Annotated in this window: 22 protein-coding genes and 1 pseudogene; 11 read left to right on the forward strand and 12 right to left on the reverse strand. The window is 60.2% G+C overall.

Annotated elements, in window-relative coordinates:
• Window positions 1-270 precede the first annotated feature (270 nt).
• From DH08_RS13425 to DH08_RS37120, 3 genes are all read left to right on the forward strand, one after another.
• Window positions 271-1,926 carry a glycosyltransferase gene (locus DH08_RS13425; protein WP_210328719.1) on the forward strand — a complete coding sequence of 552 codons (1,656 nt, stop codon included), beginning with the start codon at window positions 271-273 and terminating at the stop codon, window positions 1,924-1,926.
• Window positions 1,927-2,186: 260 nt separating this feature from the next.
• A complete protein-coding gene (locus DH08_RS13430; RefSeq protein ID WP_246800820.1) occupies window positions 2,187-3,044 on the forward strand; it encodes a glycosyltransferase family 2 protein in 858 nt (285 codons plus the stop codon).
• Window positions 3,041-4,114 (forward strand): glycosyltransferase, encoded by a 1,074-nt coding sequence (locus tag DH08_RS37120; RefSeq protein WP_192179756.1) that lies wholly within the window; start codon window positions 3,041-3,043, stop codon window positions 4,112-4,114. The genes DH08_RS13430 and DH08_RS37120 overlap by 4 nt, the downstream gene beginning before the upstream one ends.
• 160 nt (window positions 4,115-4,274) lie before the next feature.
• Here the strand turns inward: DH08_RS37120 and DH08_RS13440 are convergent, their stop codons facing one another.
• Entirely contained in the window at window positions 4,275-5,270 is a 996-nt protein-coding gene (locus tag DH08_RS13440) for a LysR family transcriptional regulator (RefSeq protein ID WP_246800821.1), read from the reverse strand.
• A gap of 211 nt (window positions 5,271-5,481) precedes the next feature.
• Here DH08_RS13440 and DH08_RS13445 point away from each other — a divergent pair, with 211 nt between their 5' ends.
• The 8 genes and pseudogenes from DH08_RS13445 to DH08_RS13475 all read left to right on the forward strand — a co-directional run bounded on the left by DH08_RS13445 (window position 5,482) and on the right by DH08_RS13475 (window position 11,896).
• Window positions 5,482-6,324: a transporter substrate-binding domain-containing protein gene (locus DH08_RS13445; protein ID WP_210328720.1), complete on the forward strand. Its 843-nt coding sequence runs from the start codon at window positions 5,482-5,484 to the stop codon at window positions 6,322-6,324.
• 125 nt (window positions 6,325-6,449) lie between these two features.
• Window positions 6,450-7,199 carry an amino acid ABC transporter permease gene (locus tag DH08_RS13450; protein ID WP_192179758.1) on the forward strand — a complete coding sequence of 250 codons (750 nt, stop codon included), beginning with the start codon at window positions 6,450-6,452 and terminating at the stop codon, window positions 7,197-7,199.
• Window positions 7,200-7,212: 13 nt separating this feature from the next.
• Window positions 7,213-7,899, forward strand: a complete 687-nt coding sequence (locus tag DH08_RS13455; protein WP_192179759.1) for an amino acid ABC transporter permease — start codon at window positions 7,213-7,215, stop codon at window positions 7,897-7,899.
• Window positions 7,900-7,906: 7 nt separating this feature from the next.
• A complete protein-coding gene (locus tag DH08_RS13460; protein WP_192179760.1) occupies window positions 7,907-8,656 on the forward strand; it encodes an amino acid ABC transporter ATP-binding protein in 750 nt (249 codons plus the stop codon).
• A 46-nt stretch (window positions 8,657-8,702) separates the two neighbouring features.
• A complete protein-coding gene (locus DH08_RS13465; RefSeq protein ID WP_192179761.1) occupies window positions 8,703-10,181 on the forward strand; it encodes an aspartate ammonia-lyase in 1,479 nt (492 codons plus the stop codon).
• 44 nt (window positions 10,182-10,225) lie between these two features.
• On the forward strand, window positions 10,226-11,209 hold the full coding sequence (locus DH08_RS13470) for an asparaginase (RefSeq protein WP_345892387.1): 984 nt from the start codon (window positions 10,226-10,228) through the stop codon (window positions 11,207-11,209).
• A gap of 196 nt (window positions 11,210-11,405) precedes the next feature.
• Window positions 11,406-11,492 (forward strand): annotated as a pseudogene (locus DH08_RS37370) (transcriptional regulator); the annotation flags it as partial.
• Between the two features lie 113 nt (window positions 11,493-11,605).
• Window positions 11,606-11,896: a hypothetical protein gene (locus tag DH08_RS13475; RefSeq protein ID WP_192179871.1), complete on the forward strand. Its 291-nt coding sequence runs from the start codon at window positions 11,606-11,608 to the stop codon at window positions 11,894-11,896.
• A gap of 202 nt (window positions 11,897-12,098) precedes the next feature.
• On the opposite strand, the gene DH08_RS13480 is transcribed toward DH08_RS13475, so the two are convergent.
• The 11 genes from DH08_RS13480 to DH08_RS13530 all read right to left on the reverse strand — a co-directional run bounded on the left by DH08_RS13480 (window position 12,099) and on the right by DH08_RS13530 (window position 25,470).
• Entirely contained in the window at window positions 12,099-13,943 is a 1,845-nt protein-coding gene (locus DH08_RS13480) for a mechanosensitive ion channel domain-containing protein (RefSeq protein WP_345892388.1), read from the reverse strand.
• Window positions 13,944-14,321: 378 nt separating this feature from the next.
• Complete coding sequence (locus DH08_RS13485) at window positions 14,322-15,638, reverse strand: hypothetical protein (protein WP_192179763.1); 1,317 nt, start codon at window positions 15,636-15,638, stop codon at window positions 14,322-14,324.
• A gap of 112 nt (window positions 15,639-15,750) precedes the next feature.
• A complete protein-coding gene (gene gltS, locus DH08_RS13490; RefSeq protein WP_192179764.1) occupies window positions 15,751-16,995 on the reverse strand; it encodes a sodium/glutamate symporter in 1,245 nt (414 codons plus the stop codon).
• Window positions 16,996-17,189: 194 nt separating this feature from the next.
• A complete protein-coding gene (locus DH08_RS13495; protein WP_192179765.1) occupies window positions 17,190-18,200 on the reverse strand; it encodes an Lnb N-terminal periplasmic domain-containing protein in 1,011 nt (336 codons plus the stop codon).
• A gap of 48 nt (window positions 18,201-18,248) precedes the next feature.
• Window positions 18,249-18,512, reverse strand: a complete 264-nt coding sequence (locus DH08_RS13500) for a hypothetical protein (RefSeq protein ID WP_192179766.1) — start codon at window positions 18,510-18,512, stop codon at window positions 18,249-18,251.
• 145 nt (window positions 18,513-18,657) lie between these two features.
• The gene (locus DH08_RS13505; RefSeq protein WP_192179767.1) at window positions 18,658-19,614 is read right to left on the reverse strand and encodes a DUF2950 domain-containing protein; all 957 of its coding nucleotides are present in this window, start codon (window positions 19,612-19,614) and stop codon (window positions 18,658-18,660) included.
• A gap of 25 nt (window positions 19,615-19,639) precedes the next feature.
• Window positions 19,640-20,998 carry a DUF3300 domain-containing protein gene (locus DH08_RS13510; RefSeq protein ID WP_192179768.1) on the reverse strand — a complete coding sequence of 453 codons (1,359 nt, stop codon included), beginning with the start codon at window positions 20,996-20,998 and terminating at the stop codon, window positions 19,640-19,642.
• A 409-nt stretch (window positions 20,999-21,407) separates the two neighbouring features.
• Complete coding sequence (locus tag DH08_RS13515; protein ID WP_192179769.1) at window positions 21,408-22,442, reverse strand: DUF2955 domain-containing protein; 1,035 nt, start codon at window positions 22,440-22,442, stop codon at window positions 21,408-21,410.
• The gene (locus tag DH08_RS13520; protein WP_246800822.1) at window positions 22,432-23,556 is read right to left on the reverse strand and encodes an HlyD family secretion protein; all 1,125 of its coding nucleotides are present in this window, start codon (window positions 23,554-23,556) and stop codon (window positions 22,432-22,434) included. The genes DH08_RS13515 and DH08_RS13520 overlap by 11 nt, the downstream gene beginning before the upstream one ends.
• A 355-nt stretch (window positions 23,557-23,911) precedes the next feature.
• Window positions 23,912-24,367, reverse strand: coding sequence for an ion channel (locus DH08_RS13525; RefSeq protein ID WP_192179770.1), 456 nt, complete (start codon window positions 24,365-24,367; stop codon window positions 23,912-23,914).
• Window positions 24,364-25,470, reverse strand: coding sequence for an AI-2E family transporter (locus DH08_RS13530; protein WP_192179771.1), 1,107 nt, complete (start codon window positions 25,468-25,470; stop codon window positions 24,364-24,366). Before DH08_RS13530 ends, DH08_RS13525 begins: the two co-directional genes overlap by 4 nt.
• Between the last annotated feature and the right edge of the window lie 2 nt (window positions 25,471-25,472).

Consider the following 25,472-nt stretch of genomic DNA (forward strand, 5'->3'; position numbering starts at 1 on the left):
CCGTTTTCTTAGATAACAACGCCCGATCGTCAAGGTCGGTCGGCTCGCCATAGATCGTGTCCGGCCCGAGCCGGTAGAGGCCCAAGCCGGTAGAGGCCTTTCTTGAAGCGGGGGGACACGGCAATTGTGACTGCGACCGCCGGCACATGGGCAACACTCGGACGGCACCAGCGGGACTGGCAGCAGCTAAGCACGACGTTACGCGAACTCTTCGCGCGGCCAATTGGGTTGTGGGCTTGCTGTATGCAATGCGATTTGCGAGAAGCGGCGATGCTCGACCAATTGCAAAATAGCGGCATCGCGGTTCTGAACGACGCGCCGATAGGTAGGCATGCAACAATCATCATTGTTGGTGTCCCGCGATCCGGCACAACAATGGTGGCCAAAACCTTAGGGGCCCTCGGGGTTTATCTCGGCGCCGATCTTGACGAAGCGATCCAAGAAGATTTGCGGCTGGCAAAGGCTATCGAGGATAGCCCCGCCGACATCTCACTGGTTATTGAGGCCTACAACAGCGCTCATGATGTCTGGGCATTCAAGCGCCCAACCGCTTATCAGACCCTTGACGCGTCTTGGTTCCGCAACCCTCGTTTCATCATACCGTTTCGGGATCCTGTGGCGATCGCAAAGCGGGAAGAAATCTCCATGGTTTTCGATTTTCGCGATCAGTTGCGGCGAGCCGCCTTGTGGTCAATAGACCTTGCGGATTTTACCCTTCGACAAACGGCCCCGTTGATGCTCGTCTCCTATGAGAAGGCGCTGCTAAAGCCAGAACGTTTCGTGGATGAACTTGCCCAATTCTCTGGAGCAGATGCTAGCGAGGCGATGCGGAGGGCGGCATCAATAGTGGTCAAGCCAAGTCCGGCCGATTACGTCAAGGGCTCCCAGGTGCGGCTTTCGCAAGACGCCATATCTGACGTGGCAGTGATCCTCCCCTTTTACAACGGATCGAAGTACATCCGCCGAGCGGTGGAGAGCGTCCAGCGGCAGTCGTTGGCGCCGGCTGAATTCGTGGTGGTCAATGACGGCTCTAAACCGGAGGAAGCAGAGTTCCTTCATGCGCTTGCCGAGGAGCTGGGTTTTAGGGTCATCGATCAAAAAAATGGGGGGCAAGGCGCGGCCCGCAATGCTGGTGTTGCCTCAACTGTGTCACCGTACATTTGCCTGCTTGATCAGGACGATTTCTTTCTTCCCGATCACATTGAAGTTCTTCGAGCTGCAGTCCAGGATAATGAGCGTTTTGGATGGGCCTATGCTGATCTCATGGAAGCCGATGGTGATGGGAATATTGTACGCAGCGCCGTGATCAAGGCGCACAGTTCGCATCCCAAGGCCGACATCTTCAATATGCTCTCAGGGGATATGTTTGTCCTGCCTTCCGCATCGATAATCAGCCGATCAGCGTTCAAGGCAGTTCAAGGCTTTGACCAGCAATTTATGGGATACGAGGACGACGACCTCTTCCTCAGAATGTTCCGGGCTGGCTTTACCAACACCTTTATCGATCGCGCCGTCACGGTTTGGTGCATCAACTCCGAAAGCACATCATATAGCATTCGCATGAGCAGAAGCCGCTGGCGCTTCCTGAAGAAGGTCTATCAGGCGTTCCCGAGCGACCCGGTCCGAAGCCGGTATGTGTTGCGCGACGTGCTGGTACCTCGCTTCAATCCATCGATAGTTGGCGAGGCATTCCAGGCCGTTGTCAGGCCGAACAGTGTCCGGGGTCGCACGCTGGCACCGCACGCCGACGAATTGATCTCGATTCTCCAAGATTACAAAGACCTGGTATTGCGGGAGCCGTGGGTCAGTAGCGGCACTAAATGGAAAATCTTTGTGAGAACCATACTCATCTCCACAAGATCTCGACTTCTCAATGAGGTCGCCCAATTTTTCGCTGCTGTATTTCGATGGGTCCGAGGACGATGATTGGTCAGCTAATAATGTTCACACTCGGCGCCATTTTCGGCGTGGCGTCTTTGTAGCTAGCGACCGCCCCTGCTACCGAGAAGCCGAGCGACGGGAACCGCTATGAGCGCGTGTTGCACCTCAGGTGGGAAAGTGATAGCGCCTCGGCATGGCCGCTGTGAGTTTTTAGACTGTCATTCCGGCCAAGTTTCATTAGTTGCGCCATATCAGTTGAGCGGCCAGCATGGCATCCGGAAGCACACGACAAAGGATTGAGGGACTTGGTCGATCTCAACACCCACTTTGCCAATGCTGCGCGTGATCGGAATTCCCCGCGAGTCGTCGCGGTCCTTACAACACGGAATGAAGAACGGTTCATCGCCGGATGTCTCGAGAACCTCTTTCGTCAAGGCGTGCAGGTCTACGTTTGCGACAATCAGTCGACGGACCGTACGCTTGAGATTGCCCAGCGCTACAGCGGGGCCGGATTGATAGGATTCGAAAGCATCCCGCATAGCGGCTGGTATTGCTGGGAGCACCTTCTTCGTCGCAAGGAGGAACTGTTTCAGTCGCTCGAAGCAGACTGGTTCATGCATGTTGACGCTGACGAGATCCACCTTCCGCCGACTTCATACTCATCGTTGGTCTCCGCCATTGCGGCAGCCGACGCGCTCGGCAGCAACGCGATCGAGTTTTCCGAGTTCACGTTCATTCCTACCAGGGAAGCCCCCAATCACGACAATCCCAATTATCAATACACGCTGCGCACCTACTACCCGTTCCGGCCGACCTCCCCACACTGCGTCCGTGCGTACAAGAAACAGGACGGCGCCATGGAGATTGCGTGGTCAGGCGGCCATCTCGTACGCTTCGGGGGTCCGGTGAGGCTCTACCCCGAGCGTTTTCGCATGAAGCACTATCTGTTCCTGAGCGCAGAGCACGCCGCGCGCAAGTATGCTGGCCGCCGGTACCTGAGCGAGGAGGTCATTGGTCGTGGTTGGCACGGATGGCGACCCCGCTTGCGATCAGAGGATATCCGGCTGCCGGACGCCACCAAGGTGCGCGCCACTGCGACGGACGACGATCTGGACGAGGCCAATCCATGGTCGGCGCACTGGCTTGAGCGGTACGCCTCGTGAGCGATGTACACCTCCCCCGCATCCTGGCGATCGCGGACCGACCCGGCTGGGCGATCGATCGCAAGACCCAAAATATCCGGCGCGTGCTGAAAGGAAGGTTCGATATCGTCGAACGATTTCAGCATGATGTGACTGAGTCCGACGTGAACGCGGCGGACATCGTGCTCATCTTCTATTGGCTCCAATTCTCGAAGCTGGCCCTGCCGGAATCGGTCCTCGCCCGGCGGTCTGACAGGCTGGTCATCGGGATCTGCGGCCACAGAGAGCTGGAGGGCGAGTTCCGCGAGCCCGGGCTCGCCACCCTGCACCGGCTGGCGCGCGCTGTCTTTGTCAATAATCGGCAACTCGAGCACGAATACGGTCCTCTCCTGCGTGTTCCGGTTCACTACACGCCCAATGGAGTCGACACGACATTCTTTTGCCCCCCACAAGAGCCACAACCCTATTCTGGCGAACTCCGCGTCGGATGGGCGGGAAGTCTGAGCAACCATGGTCCGGCACATCGCGGCATCCACGACGTCATCGAGCCCGCGGTCGCTGCCGTGCCGGGCGTGCGACTACTGACTGCGATTCGGGAGCAACGCTGGCGTAACGCTGACGAGATGCTCGACTTCTATCGGGATCTCGACGTTTATGTCTGCGCCAGTCGCAGCGAAGGCGCTCCCAATCCCTGCTTGGAGGCGGCGGCGTGCGGTGTGCCCCTGGTGACGACCCGTGTGGGAAACATGCCCGAGCTGATTCGGGATGGCGACAACGGGCTGTTCTTCGATGGAACTGTAGAGGGGCTTGCGAACAAACTCGCCCTGTTGCGGGACTCGCCATCGCTCCGGTCGCGGATGGCCGTCCGCATGCGCGAGACGATCCGAGAGTGGGATTGGGGCGTGCAGGCGGAGAACTACGCGCACATGTTTGCTTCGTTGCTTGCTGCAGGCGGAGCGGTCGGGCCTGTGAGACGTACGGCTTCAGACGTGCCCTGCCCGCCAAACCGGACCTTTGTAGCGCCGATTGTGAATAGACTGATACGTAAATCGTTGTCTTTTCTGCGCAAAACCACGAAGAAGCACTCCTAATACGCCCCCTACTCCCATTCGATTGTTTCCACCCGGCTAGGTCGTTGATCTAGCTGGGTTTTTTCTTGCCTGCGGCACCGAAAGCCGAGGAGAGTGTCGGCCAGGATGCGATAGCAGACCTTGACCGTCCCCCCGCAATGCGAATGAACATTGTCAGGAACTACCTTTCAGCCCCAAACATCATCCAATCGAGCTTCGGTTCAATCCATGGCGCCAGCTTCACGAACTGCGGCAACGCGCGCACTCTGACGAGGTTGCGGGCAAGTTCGGCAATGCGGGGGCCTAGCGTCCCGAACTCCTCCCGACGGGTAACGAATGTCAGTTCGCGGGAAAATCCTGGGCTAGGCAGGGGTAACACCTCGACGCCGTCGGCATAAGCAGCTCCTTGAAGCAGGCAAAGCGGCGTTGTGACGGCGACGCCAACCCCGGTCGCCACCATTGCCAGGAGGGAATCCGAAGTGTCGAACTCAAGCATGCGTGGCGGCTCCAGGCCAAGCCTGCGCAAATGCCGGTCGACATGCGCGCCGCTGTGCGACCGCGCGCTATGGCGTATGAGATGATGACGGGACAATATTTCGCGTAGGTCTTGGTCTTTGCAATCTGGACCGACGTCTTTCGGGACGAGCAGCAGATAGGGCTCCCGAAACAGAGGGTAGCGGACGATGTCGTCGAGCCCTTCCATCGGGTCCGAGGTGACGGCCGCGTCGATAGCGCGGCGCATGAGCGCCTCGGTGTGGGAGAAGGCCAATCCTGACCAGGCGGTCAATCGCAGCGCGAGTGCGCCGTCCACCAGTTCCTTGACGAGATAGGCGCCGATCGTGCCGGCGAAAGAGTCGACGAGGCCCAGGCGCAGGTCCAGGCGCTCCGGCATTGCGGCGGCGGCCCGCACTGTCTCGACCGCCCGGCTGACCCGCTGCATGACTTCCTCGGCCTGACCTGCCAGTACGCTGCCGGCATGGGTAGGGAGGAGGGGCCGCCGGTCGCGATGCAGGAGCGCCGCGCCGATTTCCTTCTCGGCTCGGCGAACGGCCTGGGATACGGCTGATTGGGTCAGGCCAAAGCGCGAGCCGGCCGCGCTCATGCTGCCGGTGTGGATCACGGCAGCCACGATTTCAAGCGTCCTGAGATCTAGGCTGCCCTTCATCTGCTTTATCATGATCATAATCCCAAGTCATATTTGGCATTAATCTCTCTTCTTATGCCAAATATCAATTGCAGCGAAGCGACCAAAGCTGCATCTCTATTGCGAAGGCTGCTGCCGGAATCGAGCGAAGCGCCTTTCAACAATAAACAGAGCAAGAAAGCGCCCTCGAAGCCGTGGCTTCGCGGAAGCGCGAGATATGGAACACTCGCAAACGGAGATGAAAATGCGCGTTTTGAAGACACTTGCTTTCGGACTGGCGATTGGGCTTGGGGTGGCTGGAGCTCGCGCCCAGACTCTCGACTGCGGTGACGATACCTTGTGCAAGGTGGAGGCGACCAAGGTGCTCAAAGTCGGGACCAAGGACGACTATAAACCTTGGTCATATCGGGCTCCCGACGGCAGCTTCGCCGGCATGGAAGTTGACCTCGCCAACGCGCTCGGCCAACTCCTCGGCGCCAAGGTCGAAATCGTGAAGGTCAACTCGGCCAACCGCTTCGAATTCCTCGCCCAGGGACAGATCGACCTGATGATTGCCTCGGCCACCGACACCGCCGAAAGGCGGAGAGTGGTGGGCTTCGTCCACCCGAACTATTACTCGTCCGGCTACAATGTCGTCCTGCCGAAAAAGGTGAAGGCGACCAAGTGGGAAGAGGTGGCCGGCCAGACCATCTGCGCAATCCAGGGAGCCTGGTACAACAAGCCCGCGCAGGAAAAGTTCAAGATCGAACTCTTGGCCTTCGCCGGCACCGCAGAAGTCGACAGCGCGTTCCAGCAGGGCCGCTGCATCGGCGTCCTGTCCGATGACAATATGATCAACGTGATGCTCGCCGACCCAAAATGGGCGGACTATCACATGCCGCTGCCGACCCAGGATGACGCGCCGTGGGGCATCGCCGTCCGGCTGAACGATCTCGATAAGCCTTGGGGAGTGCTTGTCGCCGGCGCCATCGCCAACTGGCACCGCTCGGGTAAGCTTCTCGAACTGGAGAAGGCCAATGGCATCGCCGAATCTGCATATCTGCGCAAGATGCACGAGGCGCTGAAGGATCACCTGCCTGCGGAGTGAGGCGGCAATCCGTGCCGGTCGAGCATGAGCGTTCCGAAGACTTAACTCCACCTTTCGGCGTCGTGCTCTGACCCAGCGTCCGGTTCCTCACGGTGGGAACCGGACACCTCTTCAGGGAGCGGACAATGCTCGAAGTGTTTCGCCAATTCGCACTCGACTTGAAGGCGTCCGGCATCAACCTGACGATCCTCTACGACGCCTTCGATTTCGAACGCTTCGTGTCGGGGCTCATGACCACTTGCGCTCTGATCGTCATCTGCACGTTGTTCAGCATCCTGATCGGGGGCGCCGGCGCAGCCGTGCTGGCGCTATCGCGCGGTCCAGCGGCCATGCTCGTCCGCGCCTATGTGGCGCTCATCCGCAACACGCCGCTGCTCGTGCAGATGTATTTCTTCTATTTCGCGGTCGGCAGCCTGATGCCGGTCGGCCAGAACGCCATCGGCCTGCCGGTGCCTATGATCGGCAATTTCACCTGGGCCGTGATCGCGCTCTCCCTCTACGCCGGCGCCTTCAACATCGAGACATTCCGCTCCGGTCTCGGTGCAGTGCACAACTCGTATGAGGAAGCAGCGCTAGCGCTTGGCTATTCCCGCTTCAAGGCTTTTCGCTACGTTGTCGTACCGCTGGGGTTGCGCTTCTCTTTTGCATCGCTTGCCAACAATCTGGTCGACCTCACCAAGTCTACGACCGTGGCCTACGCGATCGGCGTGGCGGAACTGCTCTACGTATCCAACCAGATCTGGTCGGACTCCCTCAACACATTCGAGATGATGAACGTCATGCTGGCCATCTATCTGCTGCTCACCGGCATCGTGGTGTGGATCATCGGCCGCGTGCAGGCGGCGATGAGCCTGCCCGGCTTCGGCGCGAACTGAACGGATTACCCCGATGTCAGAAACCACGATCCTTACCGATATCTTTCGCTGGCTGCCCTTCGTGCTATGGGGCTTCGCCCTCAACATCCTGATGAGCATCCTGGCAATCATGCTCGGCACGGCGGCGGGCGTATTCCTGGGGTTCGGGCAGATATCGCATGTCCGGCTGATCGGCAGGATCTCTCGCCTTGCCACCCAGCTGTTTCGCAACGCGCCCTGGCTCGTGCTGCTGTTCTACTGCATCTTCCTGATGCCCTATTCGTTTACGGTGTCCGGCGTCACCTACAACGTGCCAAGCTGGCTGCGCGCGACGCTCGGCTTCAGCGTGCCAGTTGCGGCGAATTTTTCCGAGATCGTGCGCGGCGCGATCGGCTCGATCCCAAAGGGGCAGTGGGAGGCGGCCGAAGTGCTCGGCTATACCAGGACCGTGACCCTGTTTCGCATTATCCTGCCGCAGTGCGTTACGCGCATGCTGCCGCCGTGGATGAACCTTTACGCGCTGCTCATCACGGCAACGCCGCTGGCCTCGATCGTCGGCGTCGACGAAGCTCTTGCCCGCACCCAGGCGGCGGTGCAGTCCGAGGTGCAGCCCGGGTTTCTGATCCCGATGTATCTCACCTTGCTCACAATGTTCTTTCTCTACGCCTATCCGATTTCCCGCGTCAGCGCCGCGCTCGAGCGTCGCTTCCAAACTGTGTGAGGTTTTCATGCGATCGGCAACCCAAGATGGCGCACTGGTCTCCTTGAGAGGCGTGCGCAAGGCATTCGGCAGCATCGAGGTGCTGCGTGGAGTCGACCTCAACGTCGCCAAGGGCCAGGTGGTGGCGATCATTGGGCCGTCGGGCTCCGGCAAGTCGACGATCCTGCGGACGATCAACGGCCTGACACCTGTGGACCACGGCGTGATCACGGTCGGCGATATCACGGTCACCGACCCCAGGGTGGACAAGGTGGCGCTCAGGCATCGCGTTGGCATGGTGTTCCAGCAGTACAATTTGTTCCCGCACAAGACCGTGTTGGAAAACGTGGCTATGGCGCCGATTCAGGTTCTCGGGGAGCCGCGCAGGCAAGTCGAGGAACGGGCAAAAGATCTTCTTGCCGGGATGCGTCTGCCGGAAAAGGCGCTCTCCTATCCAGGGGAACTTTCCGGAGGCCAACAGCAGCGTGTGGCGATCGCGCGCGCCCTTTGCATGCAGCCCGAAGTGATCCTGTTCGACGAGGTTACGGCGGCGCTCGATCCCGAAATGGTCAAGGAAGTGCTAAGTGCCGTCAGAAAGGTCGCCGAGGACGGCATGACCTGCATCCTGGTCACCCATGAGATGCGATTTGCCCGCGAGGCCGCCAACCGCATCTATTTCACCGATAAGGGGGTGATCGTCGAACAAGGCGAGCCGAAGGCGTTCTTCGAAAATCCCCGGGATCCTCGAACCATAGAGTTTTTGGACAAGGTCCTCTGAAGCGCCCGAGCGGCTGGCTTCCTCCATCAAAACCAAGGAAATCGACATGAAAGAGACTTCGCCCGGGCCGACGGACACTGTCGGCGAGCGCATCGAGACCGATGCGCTCGGCAGCCGCCGCATCGACAACTCCCACTATTACGGCATCCAGACGGTGCGGGCGCACGAGAACTTTGCCATCTCCGGCAAGACCATCGCTGACATTCCGGGCTTCATCGAAAGCATCATTCAGATCAAACAGGCTGCGGCACTCGCCAATCTGGCGGCTGGTGGGCTTTCCAAGGAGGTCGCTGCGTCGATCGTCGAGGCCGGCGACTATTGGCTCGACAATTTCGAGGCTTCGCAGTTTTGCGTCGACATCTATCATGGCGGCGGCGGCACGGCCGCGAACATGAATGTGAATGAGGTGATTGCCAACCGCGCCAACGAAGTGCTGAGCGGCCGCAAGGGTTATGACCATGTCCACCCGAATACGGACGTGAACATGGCCCAATCGACCAATGACGTCATTCCGTCGGCGATGAAAATCGCTGTCCATCGGCTGCTGTCGCAGCTCGAACCCGCAGTGTCGGGCTTGGTTGATGCGCTCGCCGCCAAGGAGGTCGAATTCGCGAGCGTGATAAAGCTTTCCCGGACCTGCTTCCAGGATGCGCTGCCGATCACGCTCGGTCAGCAGATCTCCGGCTACCGACACAGCTTCCAGCGAGCGTTGCGGGATCTGGAAATCGCCAAGGCCAAATGTCTTCACTTACCGCTTGGGGCAACTGCGGTCGGCACAGAGTTCGGCGCGCTGCCGGGCTACAAGGCGGCAGTCTACATCGAGCTAAGCCGCATCACCCAGCTGGCGTTGGAGCCGGACGAGAACTTGTTCGACGCACTTCAGAATGCCGATCAATGGATATCGATTTCCGGCGCACTGAAATCCCTGGCGTTGTCGATGGCAAAGATGTGCAACGATCTGCGTCTCATGTCCTCGGGCCCGCGCGCCGGCTTTTCCGAGATCACCTTGCCTGCGGTACAGCCGGGCTCGTCAATCATGCCGGGCAAGATCAACCCGGTCATCCCAGAGATGGCCATCCAGGTCTATTTCCGCGTCCTCGGCAACGACGCCACCGTCACGCGCGCCTGTGAGGGCGAACTCGACCTCAATGTGTGGGAGTCGATCATCCTGAATGCCGTGACCGAGTCGATCGTATTGCTCAACCGGGCGATACCGCTGCTCGTCTCGAAATGCATTGCCGGCATAGCCGCCAATGAGGCGACGTGCCGCGCGGCGGCGGAAGGTTCGCTTGCGCTTTCCACCGCGATCGCGGCTGTCTTCGATTATCCGAAAGCCGGATCGGTGGCCCGCTTCGCTGCCGAGCGGGGACTGCCGGTCAAGGACGCTGCGGTTCAGATGGTACTTTTGTCACCGGGAGAGGCCGAAGAGCTTTTTGAGGTCTCGCTTTTCGCCGATCCTTTGCGCTATCAAACCGTGATCCAGAAATATCGCCGTCTGGCGCAGCAGGGCGCGCTCGGCGGCTGATCCGACGGAAGAACCGATAGCACATGGCAAGACCAATACCCGAGGTGGCTTTCATCGGAGCCGGCGGCACGATCGCCTCAATCGGCAAGGACCCATTCGACGTCCTGGACTACGGAAACAACGACAAGAGACTTCATGCGGACGACATCGTTGCGGTACTGCCTTCTTTGGACGGTCTGGCTCGGGTAAGGCCGGTTCGTTTCAAGAACATCGAGAGCACGGAAGTCACGTCCGGCGACTGGCAGGATCTGGTACTTCTGTGCACCAAACTCGCCGAAGACAATCCGAAACTGGCGGGCATCATCATCGGCCACGGCACGGCGACACTGGAGGAAACAGCCTACTGTCTGTCGCTCACCCTCAAGCTGACAATTCCGGTGGTTGTCGTCGGATCGCAGCGCCCGCTCAATGGTCTTTCATCGGACGCACAGGCTAACCTGGTTAGCGCTATCAGGGTTGCGGTGGCACCCGCGTCGCGCGGCCGAGGCGTGATGGTTGTACTCAACGACGAAATCCACGCGGCCCGGGAAGTCACGAAGGGATCGACTTTCCGCCTGCACGCCTTTCAGAGCCCGGACTTTGGCATATTGGGCCAGGTCGACGGCGACGCCGTGCTCTACTATCGCAAGCCCGAGAGGCTCCACACGGCAGACAGTGAATTCTCCGTCACCGACATCGAGAACATGCCGCGCGTCGACATCGCCTACAGCCATGCCGGCTCGGACGGGACGGCGATAAATGCCTTCGCCGACGCCGGCGCGAAGGGCATCGTGCTCGCTGGATTCGCGCCGGGCATGGGCACGCCGGCAGAGGTCGCGGCGCTCGAAGACGCCATCGCGAAGGGTGTCGTGGCGCTGCAATCATCTCGTGCCGGAAGCGGCTGCGCTCTGGACAGTGCCAGACATCGCGCCATTGGAATCATCGCGGCGGACAATCTGACGCCACAGAAGGCGCGGATTCTGCTTGGCCTCGCTCTGGCACGAACAACAGACCGTAGTGAAATTCAGCGAATATTCGCGATGTACTGACGTCTCAAACCGGATCCGGAACCCGCCGTTTGAGGCACCACAGTGAACCGAATGGCGAGCGTCTTCGAGCGTTTGACGCTGCGGCGGGCCTCGAATAATTCAGGCTAGATAGTGCCAGTCCTGCCGCCATGTCGGCGAGATGGTAAAAACTAACGGCAACTTTTTCACCCGCTTCCGACATATGGCTGCGATCGAACGTGCCCTCGAATCTGCCGGCGTCGAGTTCATCCCCGAGAATGGCGGTGGCGCCGGGGTGAGGCTGAGGAGAAGGGCGGCGGGATAGATAGCGGAGGCTGAAGGGCTATGGTCGAACAGGTAATTTCGTCGGCCGAAGTATCCTTGCCGTTTTACAGGACCCGTCCATATTCATCGAATCGGGAGTTCCGTTGTATGGCCATGAAAAGTCTGTCGATCGCCTTTCTTGCCGGGATGGCAGTTTGTGTCACGAGCGTCGCTGATGCGCGACCGGACACGCGCGTGATGACCTGTGAACAGACGCAGGCCCTGATCAAAAGCCATCGCTCGGTGGTTCTGACCACCGGCCGCAACACGTACGATCGATACGTCCGCCAGTTCGGCAGCGAATGCGACTGGCCGGACGCGCCGACCGCCGCCTCGGTCCCGACACGCGACGGTCAATGCCGCGTCTATCACTGTGAGGAACCGACCTTCAATCGATCCCCTTGAGATTCACCTCACCCTCGTGCATGGCGCGTTCCATTTCGCAGCTATTTCAGACCCTTTCTGCCGACGCAAAAAGCCCGCCGCTAGAAGGTGAGGCCTGAGAGTTAGGCCATGTTGTTCAGCCTATCTTGCACCGCGCTCAGGTACGGTCACGCCGTCCGTGACTCTATCGCTCGGGCGCAACACGATCCCCTGCGGCAAGACTTCAGGCTGCTCCGGGATTGGATGTCAGTGGCTTTGGGACGGCCTGAATGCCATGTTCCTGAAATGCCTGGTGCACGGCGATCAAAGCGGCGCGGCGGATCATGAAGTTTCTGCCCGCTTTCGCCTTGAATTTGGCCCGGATGACCAGCGTGCCGTCCTCAACCTCGGCAATTCCCTGGCTCTTGAACGGCTCGAGCAGATCTCCAGCAAGTTCCGGGTTGGCCGAAATATCCTGGCCGATCTTCTTGAAAATCTTGCGGACTTTTTCGACATCGGTGTTGAATGCGACGCGAAAGATCAGTTTCTCGATCATCCAGTCGCGGCTGAAATTCTGGATCTTGCCAATCTCGCCATAGGGAATTGTCGCCAAGGCACCGCGCTGATGGCGCAGGGAAACCGACCGAACCGAGATTTTTTCTACGGTCCCCTTGGCGCCCGACGTTTCGATGTATTCGCCGAAGCGGAATGCATCGTCGATCAGGAAAAACAGCCCGGAGACCACGTCCTTCACCAGCGTCTGCGAGCCGAAGCCGATGGCCAACCCGAACACGCTCAAGCCGGCGATCAGCGGCCAGACATTGACCCCGATCGACACCAGGATCGAGAGCAGCGCCAAGGCCAGAATGCTCGATTTGCCGACCGCGCTGATCAGAGGCACCAGAGTGCCCAACCGTGAACGCGGCGCACCCAGCGCCTCTTCGTCACCACCTACGGCGGGCAACTCCGCGCGCAAGGCGCGAGCCGTCGCTGTGCCGACCACGTTCCACAGAAACGCCGCCACCAACATGATCAGCGCCACACCGGATGCGCCCTTGGCGACCTCTCGCAGATCTATGCCGAACCCGGCAGCCAGCGGTGTCGCCCATAGCGTTCCCAGCATGGCAATCATAATAGCCACGACGGTGAAGCGGGCGGTCTGTCGCCCCGCCGCCGCCAAGATTGAGATGTCAGGAGACTCCAATCCGCGCTGCGCCCAGTTCCCGATCATTGCGTCGAGATGCGGCGCGGCGAGAAACACCAACGCGGTCAGCAGAACGGCCGACCCACGAAGCGATGCTCCCAGGGTCAGCGCGGCCTGAGTGCTGAGAAAGGTGATTATCAGGAACGCGATCACGATCGCCGGCCACATTTTGGCGAGACGGGTGCGCCAGCGGCCTCTGGGGCGCGGACCGGCGACGGCGGCTGCCATTGTGCGTCTGTGCCGCCATACCGCCCATGCAAACAGAAGGTAGATCGGAATTCCCAAGCCTGTTCGCAGCAGATCCCCCAGGGCCGGCCCGACGCTCCAGAGCCGCAACGTCCCGAGCAGCGTAGCGCCGATCATCGCCAAGCCAATGGCAAGCGAGAGGTCGCGCACGAGCGCCGCCAGATGGACGGAGCGCTCCGCGAACTCGGTTCGCCGCGATGCCATCAAGAGTGATCTGACGGCGGCGAGGATGATGAAGCCGAGCACGGTCGCCACCGCCCAAAGGCGAAGGGTTTGCAAAGGCACGCCAGAACCGGCCAGCAGCCGCGCAGCAATGAAACCGATAACCAGCGCCACCACAGTAGCCGCGACGCCCGCGAAGAATCTGCGCCATGCACTGCTTGTGGCACTCGCCTTCTTGAGCCGCCGGGCGAGCAGGATGAACACGCCCGCGACGAGCGCAACAACCAGCACAATCTCGAACAGGAGCGCAAGGAGAGATGTTCCCCCGGCCGCAAGCGAGGCCCTCAGGTTTTCAATTTCGACGGGGACGTCGCTCAAAGCGGCAAACCGCGCGAACAGTCCGGAGACGAAACGCTCGGCGAGCTGTTCGAAGCCCGAAATCAACGAAGTAACGTCCGTTTCCGCCGTCTTGTCCACGATTTCCCCCTTCAGCGCCTCGGAAGCCAGTTCCGGCGGTCGCTCGTCGGCCGCTGTCTCGCTATCCAGCGCCTAACCGTCGAACAATTCAAGCTTTTTTGCCCGGCCCTTTGCCCCGCGCGGGGTCCGAGCGCACTGAACCCATCGGCCCAGAGCGCAACGACCGCGCCGATTTCGTAGGTCTGATTTGCGCTGCCTATCAGGCGTTTTCTGTGGCTTTCTTCTGCTCGACTTTCGGAAAGCCACATCTCATTCAGCTCTCTATTTGAACGCCTCTCCGCAAGCAAGTACGCTGCCAAACGACAATGGCCCATTCGGCGGTAGTGGTTTCATCGTAGCAGAGTGGGAGTGTTGAGAAGTTTGCACGACATACCATCGCTAGCTGGGAGGTATCGCAACCAGGAAGCCACTGGCCAGCAGATATTCATAAAGATGCAGTAGAGGGGGTGCGGGGCGCAACTGATCGGCAGTTATCCATTGCCGGCTGCCGTCAACCTCCCATCCGCGCCCCAGCTCAGTTTCGAGCAGGGGAAGCAACTCCTCGCGAGGGCATGGATAGGCCAGTACACGTACGTTGGAGCCGAAGAGCCGTGCGATACCCTCGAGCAGGCGGCCTTCCAGGTGCTGGTATCTTACAACGTCGAAAATCCGTATCAACGCAGGCAGCGGCACGGCAAAACGCAACGGAGCCTGCGTATATCGACGCACAAATGCAGTGGCACGGTACAACTGGCGATGCTGCGTCAGCATCGCTGCACCCTCGCCCATTACAGGAAGCGGCGCATTGGAATCGACGACCGTCAGGCGTACATCGATGACGTCCTTCACCTCAGGATTGCCAGCGACCTCACGGCGAAGCGTTTCCAGGCACGCCGCAATCGCTTCCGGTGAAAGGTTGTCGTGCGAGTCGCGCGCCAACGGCACGATGACCACAGACTTTTTATACAGAAATTCATTGGCAGCGACAGCCGCACCATCACCGTCCAGCGTCACCGCCTCAGCCCGACCGTCGCGTGCCAAGACCGTATGCAGTTCGCGCATGTCGCAACCCGCGAACGCGCTGCCTCGCATCACGATCTGATCAATTTCGAGGCGATCATTTGCAAGGTTGTCGAACATCCTTGCAGGCAAATCTCCGGGCGCTGCTCGCTCATTCAGCAGCGCATGCAGCAGGTTCACACCCAGAATGCCCACCGCCTCCTGCTGAAGCAGGTTGGCATTATCGCGAAGATTTGCGTGCAGCAGAATGTCGCTCGCCCCAGCCCGCGGTTGATCCTGAAAGCGGACGCCGATCCAGCCGTGGCAATCGTTGGTGCCCGCAAAGTTGCGGGCGGCGATGGTATCGGCGAAAGCGAACAAGCGCGTGTCTTTGCCGCGGGCATCACCGACCTGTTGCACAAGCGATTTCCATTCACAATCGAGCATCGCCTTAAGCCGCTGCCCGGACACGTAGCGCGTTCCGGAGCCGTAAAGGTCGTCGCTCACTTCCTTGTCGTAGGCTGAGACGGTCTTCGCCACCGTGCCCGACGCGGCGCCAACGCGCAGAAACCATCGCGCCACTTCCTGACCCGCGCCGATCTCCGCGAACGAGCCGAAACTCGTCGCATCGAGATTGACCTCCAGCGCCTTCTGATGCGTGTCAGCAACGGCGTTATCGGATCGACCCGTCACATCGGTAGTGGCAGAATGATGCATGGAGCCTCTTCGCTTAAAGGAAGTTGCGTTTCAACACTGCCCTCGACGCTAGTGCAAATTGATCCGTCCGGCCAGTTGCTCGCTCTCCACCAATCGGCACACCTATTGTAAATCAGTACCCTGGTACGCCCGGCGTGTTCATGTCGAAAAGTGGTAACGCCAGGAATGCCTTTGCAACGAGCGCATTGGCAAGATCGACGAAGAACGATCCCGCCAGGGTGATCAGCAAGAACGCCTTCGGCGCGGGTCCGTAGCGGCGCGCCACCTCGTCCATGGTCGCCATCGCAACGGGCATCGAAGATATCCCAAAGCCGAGAAAGCCACCGACGGTAACCGCTGCCTCATAATCCCGGCCCAGCAACCGGAATAGAACGAAATAGGCAATCGCCACGATGACCATGATCTGCAGCAGCACATTGACGAAAAGTGGTCCGAGGATAGCGGCAACGGCAATCAGCTTTGTGCTCATGAGGCTGAGCACCAGAAACAGGTTCAGGGCGACCTCGCCGCCCTTTTGGATCGGCTCGAAGTCCAGCCGGATGCGAGTCCAGTCAACAAGGTTCGTCAGGAAAACTCCCGCGAGCATCGCCGACAGGAAGCCAGGCAGCAATAATCCTGCATCCTTGGCCCAGCTATTGAGCTTGTCGCCAAGAAGGACCGATACCGCAACAATCAGGATGGTCGCCAGAATGCTTTCAAGCGATCCTCCTGACGCTGCTGCCGGAGTCTCTTTTTGCGGCTCGGCGAAGGAGACCTCGGTCTGCGGCGCCGCGGCCGGGGAGAGTCCATGACGCCCGATCAGCCAGCCGGTAATGGGTCCCGACACCAGAGCGCCGGTGATTACAGCAAGTGTCGCCGCTCCTGCTCCGACCGCTTGCGCGTTCTGAAGCCCGACGGCCTCCGCCTCCTTCGCCCAGGCAAGCGCCGTCCCTGGCCCACCGACGAAGGAAAGGCTCCCGGCTAGGAGCCCGTAGAAGGGGTGCGCACCCCAAGCCGTAGCGACACCGATGCCAACCAGATTCTGGCAGACCAGCAGGAGCACCGTCACCGCGCAGAGGATGATCAACGGACGGCCACCGGCGCGCAACGCTTTCAACTTCGCCGACAGGCCGATCGTCGTGAAGAAGACAAGCAACAGAAGATCGCGGAGCTTTGTGCCGAAGGCGACCTCAGTTGCGAACATGACCTGAGCAAGGAGAACCAGCAGAGCCACTATCATGGCACCGATCAGGGCATTGGGCATGTCGATGCGTTTGAGCACTGGAACCATTTGACGAATGCGGGTCCCCGCGAGCAAAGCGATCAGACCAATGATCAGCGTGGCAAGTTCCGAGAATTCAACATGGTCCGCGGCCATCGCTCAATTCCCCCGTCTCGAAGCTCTACGAGCGCTTCCATCATCGTCATCACCAATCTCGCTTCGGCGAATGGCTAAACGTCTTCGGCGATGCAAAATAACAACTGCGCTGCTCGACCAGCCTACCACCAATGCGAGATCAGCGAGACGGCCTCCCTTGGCGCTTCGATCTCACCAGCGAGGCCCTTCCCAGATCAATAGCCAAGGCGAGGAGACGGCACGCCAACCCGGATCAATCTCGAAAAATCCGGCGACAGGCCCGACTTCCGCGCACGGTCGTCTATGTGGGCCAACTCCCTAAGAGTCGACAATGGCAAGCGGGTGTCGAGTGCACCCCGGTCGTACGCATAGTCGGGAAGATAGCCGTTGACGATGAGGCGCCAGTCGAGGGGAACGGCGTCGCCGACCGCTCGCATCATCTTGACGATCGTCGTCGTGCAGTTCGTCGTGATGGAATTGTAGAATTCCGGAGCCGCGGAAAGCGCGTTCGCGTCCGAGACGTATTCCAGCAGGAGCGCCCGGGCCGCGTCAGGCGACGCTTTCAGGCGATAGATCTGGACATCCTCTCCCCGAACATTTGACCTGACGCCGACCACGTCTCGCTCGTCGGCCGCGACAATGACCAAGGGATTGCTCTTGAACAGGTCCGCTATGGGCGAAAACTCGCCACCGACACGACGCCGCACCTCAATGGACCAGGCAAGATATTCCCCACCGGAGAAGCCAAAGCTCATGATGACATGGGCCATTTTCGGTCCAGCCCAATAGGACATGAAGAGGTCGGCGGTCTGAACGGTGGAAAGGTCGTAGGTCCGGGTTGTCCAACGTTCGGTGAAATCGGTGTCGCTGCGCCATTCGAAGTCGCGCACGTCTTTCAGGGTTAACAGGTTTCCGTCGCGGGTGCCGGTTACCTGACGGGCGACATCAGGAGCCCAGTCGGCGTCGCCCAAGGGCTTGATGGTGCTCCACCAGACCAGAACCGCAGCAAACGCGGCGAGAAACAGGGCAAACCCCCGGATGCGAAAACGGCTGAAGAGCGCGATGACGGTGCCGAGGCCGAACAAGATGAAAAGGGCGCAGGCAGCAGCCCGACCAAGCTCTCCCGCAGGCAGGCGATACCACATGGCAAATCCGGCCCAGGCAGTTAATACTGCAATGGCGAGCGAAAGGATAATAGCGAGCGATATCCGAGCGATGCGATGCATCACGTACCCCTTTGCAGCCATGCAGGCCCCGCAGAGGCACAGCCGCCTTTACTTTGTGCGCGCGACGCCGCCCGAAATCTCGATCGCTTCAGATCCAGTCAAGGCCTCGAGGTCACCATTGGGCCAAGTGACGAACCAGCCGTTCGGGCAGAATTCGACGGTTTCGCCAGCGTGGAGCGTCAGCTTCGTCTTGTCGCCGCCTTCCGTCACGATCAGCGTGCGGATCTCACGGACCTTGTTAACCACGCTGGCCGCCGAGGCCGAACCACCCACGGCAAGAACAGCAATGGCGGCGGCGAGCGACTTCAACATGTAGCACTTGATTGACCGATTAGCGGCGGACAATATCTAAACTGCATTGTCAGCAGTGTCGTGAACCACCGTTTCTGGTTGACCATGAAGTGGCCTCTGCCGACGAGGTCGGTATTGGCGACAGCATCACCGTTTCCGAACTAGGCTAGTCATCTGTCAGCTGCCATTTGTCACCGGGATTGAATTGCTTTATCGCGCCGGCCACAGCCTCCGTTTTCGGACCAAGGTCGGCTTGGTAGACAATGCCTTGATGATTGACCGCGAAGGTGTGAACGCCCGTCTCGGCATATTTCACAGGCCAGGCCAGAAGCGCGAAACCCGCGATCATGTTGCCGTTGATGACATAGTTGTAGGCGCCGCCGGCGATATTTTTGCCCTGACCATTGAGGATGCGAAAGCGATAACCAAAATAGCCATCGCCTTTCTTGGCCTTGTCGAGAGCTGCCTGGTTGATGAAGTCGCCTGCCGGACTAATGCCATTGGCTTCGTCGGACGGCCAATATAGTCCGTCGGTCAGGCCCTCGCTGCTGGCCAGCTTCTGGGCGTACTCCAGCACGCCATCGCCATCACGGTCTTCCGAGGCGTAATCACGTTGAGCGTCGACGTAGGCACGGACCGTTTCGATTGCCCCGATCTCATTTTCGCCGACGCGCCGGTTGATGATCTCTTCTATGCCAGCATAGGTATCGAAAGCCCATTTGCCGTCTTTACCCTTCACGATGGGGAACGGCAGGGGCCATAGCTTGTCACCAATGTCGAGTTCCTTGCGGTCGCCAAGATCGCGCACGATCACCGTCTTGGCAGCACCTTGCTTGATCTGCGCGTAGGTATCCATCACGCCTTCGCTTGTCCGCAGCTTCGCGGCATCCAGACCAAGCAATGCCGCCAGTCCGTCGAAATCGTCCTTCGCCAGGACCGATTTGAATGCTTCCACCGCCGCTGAAGGATCATCGAAAAGCGGCGGATCGTTCTTGGCCACGTAGTCAGTGAGGCTCTGCTCCTCCTGCGCGCTGACAAAATTTGCAGAACCCGCGCCAATGCCCAAGATCATTCCGACACCGAGCAGCGAACGTAGAACAAGACTCCGGACGCACGTTTTCATGGTCGGTTTCCTCTCGCCAAAAGTCTTAACGCCTGCGCCCGCCACCGCCCTGCCTGCCACCGCTCGGCCTGATCATCTTGTGGCCGCCGCCGCCGCTGCTGCGAATTCCGCCTCCCATGCTCTTCGCACCGCGGTTGGAGGCAATCTGCTGACGTTTTCCAGAGCTGACGTTGCCAAGGCCCGAAGGATTCCTCGGTCTGTTGTCCACTCTCATTGCCGGCTTCGGCTTGCCAACCGGGCGATTGATTTTCCCAGACGCCTTGGCCGCGGAACGGTCATTTTTTCGCACCGAAGCATTTGGCTTGGTGTTGGTTGGCCTTTTCAAATCTGCCTTTGCTGCGGGGGGCCGGGCTTTCAAACCCTCTTTGATTTCGCGTTGGCGGACGTCCTTCACCTTCCCGGACTTTCCGGCCAGCGTGCTCATCCGGTCCTTATTGAGATCGGACGCCTTGTTGCGCAGATTGTTGCGGTCGTCCGTTTTGACCCGGTTGCGGATGCTCGTGTTGTCGATCTTGGCGAATTGGTTCTTGTCGAAGTTTATTTTCGAACGGTCGACATTCTTCCAGTCGACGTCGTTGAAATTGACCTTGCCGTTTATGTTGTTGAAGCAATTGTTGCAGTCGATATCGATATCGTTGCCGTTCCAGCCGCCGCCCCACACACCCCAGTCATTCCAATCCACTGCCGCTCCCCAGACCGCACCAGTGACGAAGGCCGCGAAATAGGGCGCGGTGGGATAGTAGTAGCTTGGGTAGGGGTCGGGATAATAGGCAATCGGAGCAACCGGATAATCGGTGGCGTAAAGCATCGCCGGTTCATACCGTGGAACATAGATCGTCTCCGCGCTAGCGGACCGGATGACGACATTGTCGTTCTCCTCGACAACCTTGATCTTGTCGTCGGACTTGATCACGCCCTTGGCCACAGCTGCGTCGCGCAACTGCTGGATGGCGACCAGCACGTCTTTTTGCTGATATGTCAGTGCGTCGCCAAGCGCCTGGGTCCACTCCAGATCGTCACTCATCATTTTGACGATTTCGGGATAATTGAGCAGTGAGATGACGCTGCCGTCCCAACTTTCCTTCGGCTTCAAGCTTGCGTTCTTGGCGACCTGATCCAAGAACCGGCTCGCCTCCACGATCTGCAGTGGATACAACGACGCTTCGGAAATTACTGCGACAAGCTCGTCGGGGTAGAGTGCGATACGCGCTACCAGGACTTCGAGTTCATCCTCGTCAAGCGGTTCGGGAGCCTGGGTTGCCGCCGCGCTATCGGTAGCAGCGGCCTGATCCTGAGCAACCGCGAAAGAGGTCTGACCGGAGCACATCAAGATCGCGATCATGGCCACGGCGCCGGCATGCCGGCGCGGAAACTTGATCTCCATTGTGATCCTCCCAGGTTGTGTCAACCCGGTTGTCAGCGACGACGTGTCGCCAAGTCCAGGGCGAATGTTCTTGCCTTGGTGCTACGTTGGCGCATTGCCTGCCGATGCGGAAGGTAAGTAACTGTATGCTACGTGCAGAAACTGGGAGACCCTGCCAGCGGATCAGTCGACGTTGAGGCCATCTTTTGGAGCGGATGTCCGCGTCAACAACAATGTTCGAAGGCGCGGCGCAGATGACCGGCCGGATCCGAACCACGAGATACTCTGAGTGTCGAAGAGGCATCCTACCGGCGACTCGACGGCAATCGGATAGGCGTCGTTTGATCGGCTGCTTCGGCAGAGCGGAATGCCGCTAAGACGAGGCCAGGATGAACGGAAAGCACATACGGCCTGAGCGGTCACGAGCTCTTCAAGACGGCACCCTGTCTTCAGCGCTGCGCCGCGGTCCTGGCCAAAGCAACGCTGCCATGAAGATCGTATAGGCGATGGCCACCAGTATGTAGTTGACCCGCGTGGCAAAAGATTCCGCTGCCGATCCCGGCAAAGGCGAGACCCCCGTTCCGAACAGGATGAGGAAGATTGTAAGCGCGCCCGCGTAGAGCTTGGCGGCAGGGTTGCTCAGCGCGGCGCGACCGCCAAACACCAGGCCGGCAAGCAGCATCAGGACAAACAGCGAGGGGGTGGTGGGACGAACCTGCAGCAATGCGAACGCAAAGGATGCAGCCACGCCTCCGAGGAGATTGACCATGACGAGGCCGAAGGCCGCCCTGGCGCTTGCGCTGACGTCGAGCTGCGACAACAGCGATGCGACAGTGATCGGAATGACGATCGCCGTGGCGAGGCCGTCCCGCGTCAGGCAAGCCAGCACGGCGATCAGCAGGATGATGGCATTGGCGGCGGCATAGCGCGCGGCGCGAGGGTTTGCAGCGGGAGCCGGGGCCTGAACATCGGCGCTGCCCCGGTCGGGTATGACCGCATGGGCAATCCACATCAGGATCGCTCCGCTGACCACGCCCTGGACAAGGATCGACAGGATGGAATCGCCGAGATCGCGGTTGAGCACGGTCAGCAGCGGCACCATCACGGCGACCACCAGGACAAGAAAGATCGCCCCGCCGCCCTTGCCGATCGCCTGCAGGTAGAAACAGACGAAATAGACGAGCCCGAGCAGCAGCAACAGGACCGGCGGCCGGTCGCCTGTCAGGACCGCGACGGCCTGCAGAAGCGCGCCGGCGACAACAATGAGGATCGCCATTCCCAGGGCCTGTTTCAGCGGCAGCGGGCGGGAACTGGAGATCAGGAACTGCGCCGCGAACAATGGCCCCAGAAAGGGGATGATCGCTCCCGACAGAACCGACCACGTGAAGCCCACGGCTACGGCCAGCGCGATGCGCAGGCCCTTGCGCCTGGCATTGGCGTGCGCAAGCTCGCCGTCAGCTGACATAGGTCAGGACCGACAACACGCGCATCCAGATGCGGCCGATCGCGTTGGTCACCGGATTGTCGCCGGTATAGATCACCACGTTCGCCTGCGAGCCGTAGCGCACGCCCTTGGGCCTGCCCTCGTCAAGGATCAGGCGGACGGGAAAGCTCTGTGGCGTTCTCACCCATCCGCTTTCGGTGGAGATCTTGGGCAGCCCGGTTTTGGGGTCGACACTTCCCTGGGCTACACCCATACCGACGCTCTCCACCGTCGCGCCGAAAACCTGGCCGGGCAAGAGGTCGAACAAGACGTCTGCGCGGTTGCCGGCTGCGACGTTCTCCAGGCTGTTCTCCTTGAACGCCGCGGTGATCCAAACCGTGCCCACGTCGATGAAGGTCATGGCGCTTTGGCCGGCGCCGACAACGCCTCCAACGGAAAGCTGCAGGTTGGTGACGACGCCCTCGGCCGGCGCCAGGACCGTGGTGCGCAAGAGATCGAGCTGTGCGCGTTCAAGCGCGGCCAGCGACTCCTTCAGTTGCGGATTGTCGGCGCCTGCGGGCCCAAGCTCTTCCTGCGCCTGCTTGAGGTCCGCTTCCGCGGCGACGACCGAGGCATTTGCCTGGTCCACCGCCGCCTTCGCCTCATCATACTTCGCCTGGGCATAGACGCCCCGCTTGACCAACTCCATGGCCCGGTTCGCCTGCTCCTGGACGTTGTCGCGAACTGCCCTTGCCTCCACAAGGCGTGCCTGGACGGCATCGACGGAGGCTGTCGAAGCGCCGATCGTCTGGCCTACCCGGGCAAGCCGTGCTTCGGCCTCGGCGACGGCCAGCTGGTATTGCTGCGGATCGATGCGAAACAGCATCTGGCCGGGCTTCACGCCGCTGTTGTCGACCACGCCCACTTCGATGACCCGGCCGGTGACCTCCGGCGCGATGCCGACGACATAGGCGCTGACCGTCGCCTGCGACGAAGAAGGCGTGCGCCTTTCCATGAAGACCGCTACCACGAACAAGAGGCAAGCCAGCAGCAGCACGCCAAGCGCGACCCGGCGCAGCGGGTTGCCCTTCGTCGCCGGCGTATCTGGCCCGTCAGCGGCGTTGTCTTGAGAGGTCCCGGTTGCGTCGGACGCCATGGCATCTTCTCCCAGTCAGACCAAGCGAGCATCGCGCCACCGACGGATGCTTGCTTCCTTTTCGGCTTCGGCCGAGGCAAGCCGGCATGCGGAACCCGGCGCACAGGCGCGAGTAATCATGACCCACACCGCGCATCTGGTTTTCATTGGCGTAAGCGACCCCTCACCATGCCGGCACTATACACAGTCTTTTGACGGTTTCAGCCAACTGGGACGTTATTTACGTGGTAACAACCGCGGATGTCGCACATTGATCTACCTGCTCGCGCCATCAGATGTCCACGCGGTACACTATGGGTTGGCGGCTTGCTCGATCTCGCTTTGCCGCGGAAGCGCGCCCTCGGCATGAAGAGCTTCAACCTGCATCCCGCGCGCGGGCCGGATGCGCCGCGGACCACTTCGCGGTGGCATGCTGGACAGCAGCGATGAAGAGAGCTGTTGTAACGCCAAACATCATCAGCCCATTGGCGGCCTGAAGTGGCGCAAGCAGCCGCATGCGGCCGCTGAGAACCACGTCGCCATAACCAAGCGAGGTGAAGGTGACGCCCGAAAAATACACCGCCGTCTCAAAGTCCTCAAAAGCACCTAGCGACCTGTAGAGCAGCGCCCAGAACGCGACCTGGACGATGTTGCCGATCATGAGCACGATCATCAGTATCGAGAATTGCAGGAAGATCGACCGCCACGGCTTGGGACCCAGCGGTTGTTTGGTGGCCCTGGCGAAGTAGCGTGCGGCGAGCACCGATGCCAGCGCCTGGAATGCAAGGCATACCGACATCGCCAGCAAGCCGAGCACAAGAACCGCAATCACGGCGCTGGACCTTCAATCTGTGGCCCGCCTTCGACCGAGGGCTGGCGCAGCCATTCATTGAGCAGCACATAGCCGACGGCCAGGAGCACAGGGCCCACAAACAGACCGAGCAGGCCGTCGACAAGCATGCCGCCGATGACACCAATCAGAATTACCGGCATCGGCGCTTCCAGTCCGCGGCCGAGCATCAATGGCTTGAGGATATTGTCGCTGAGCCCGGCGAACAGGGTCCAGACCGCAAAGATGATCGCCGGTGTGGTTGCCTCCGTCGAAAAGACATAGACGATAACAGGCAGGGTCAGCAGCACCGCCGGTACCTGCACTATGGCCAGCAAAAGCGTTGCGAGCGTCAAAAGTCCGGCTGCCGGAAGACCAATGGCGAAGAAGCCGATGCCGACGAGCAGCGCCTGGATCACCGCCACGCCGACGACGCCTACTGCCACGCCACGGATCGTGGCGGCGGTCAGCGTAACCAGGTGTGCTCCGCGCGCCGTGCTGCCTGTGACACGTTCCAACAGGCGCCTCGCGAATTCCGCGGCACCCTTGCCGTAGGCGATGAGCACCGCGGCGATCGCGAACGAAAGAACAAACGATAGTTCACCGGCGGCGAGGCCGCCGGCGAACGACATCAGCGATGCCGCAGGCCCGCTCAACATCTGGCCGTATTTGGCAAGTGCGGCCGGCATGTTGGTGGCGACGAGCGCCCAGGTCTCGGTCAGTTTCTGGCCGACCAGTGGGAGATCCGCCAGCCATGGCGGCGGCGGAGGCACGGTCAGGCTGTGGTTCTGCAAACCCGAGACAAGCGAAAATATGGACGACCCAAGCGACGTCACCACTGTGACCAACGGCACCAGCATCAGCACAACGCTGACCAACCCGATCAGCAGCGCCGACCACCGATTGCCAAGCCGGACGGCCAGGCGCAGGTGCAGCGGATTCAGCATCACCGCCAGGATCACCGACCAGAGCAAAATGCCGGCAAAAGGCAATATGATCCGGCCGCAGGCGTAGACCAGCAGGGCCAACAGTCCGATTTGAAGTACGGCGTCGATCAAGGTCGAGCGCGGATGCGCGTGATCGGAACTAGGCGCGTTCAGGGGCATTA

Origin of the sequence: Mesorhizobium amorphae (genome assembly GCF_014843845.1) — a bacterium.
Taxonomy (GTDB): domain Bacteria; phylum Pseudomonadota; class Alphaproteobacteria; order Rhizobiales; family Rhizobiaceae; genus Mesorhizobium; species Mesorhizobium amorphae_A.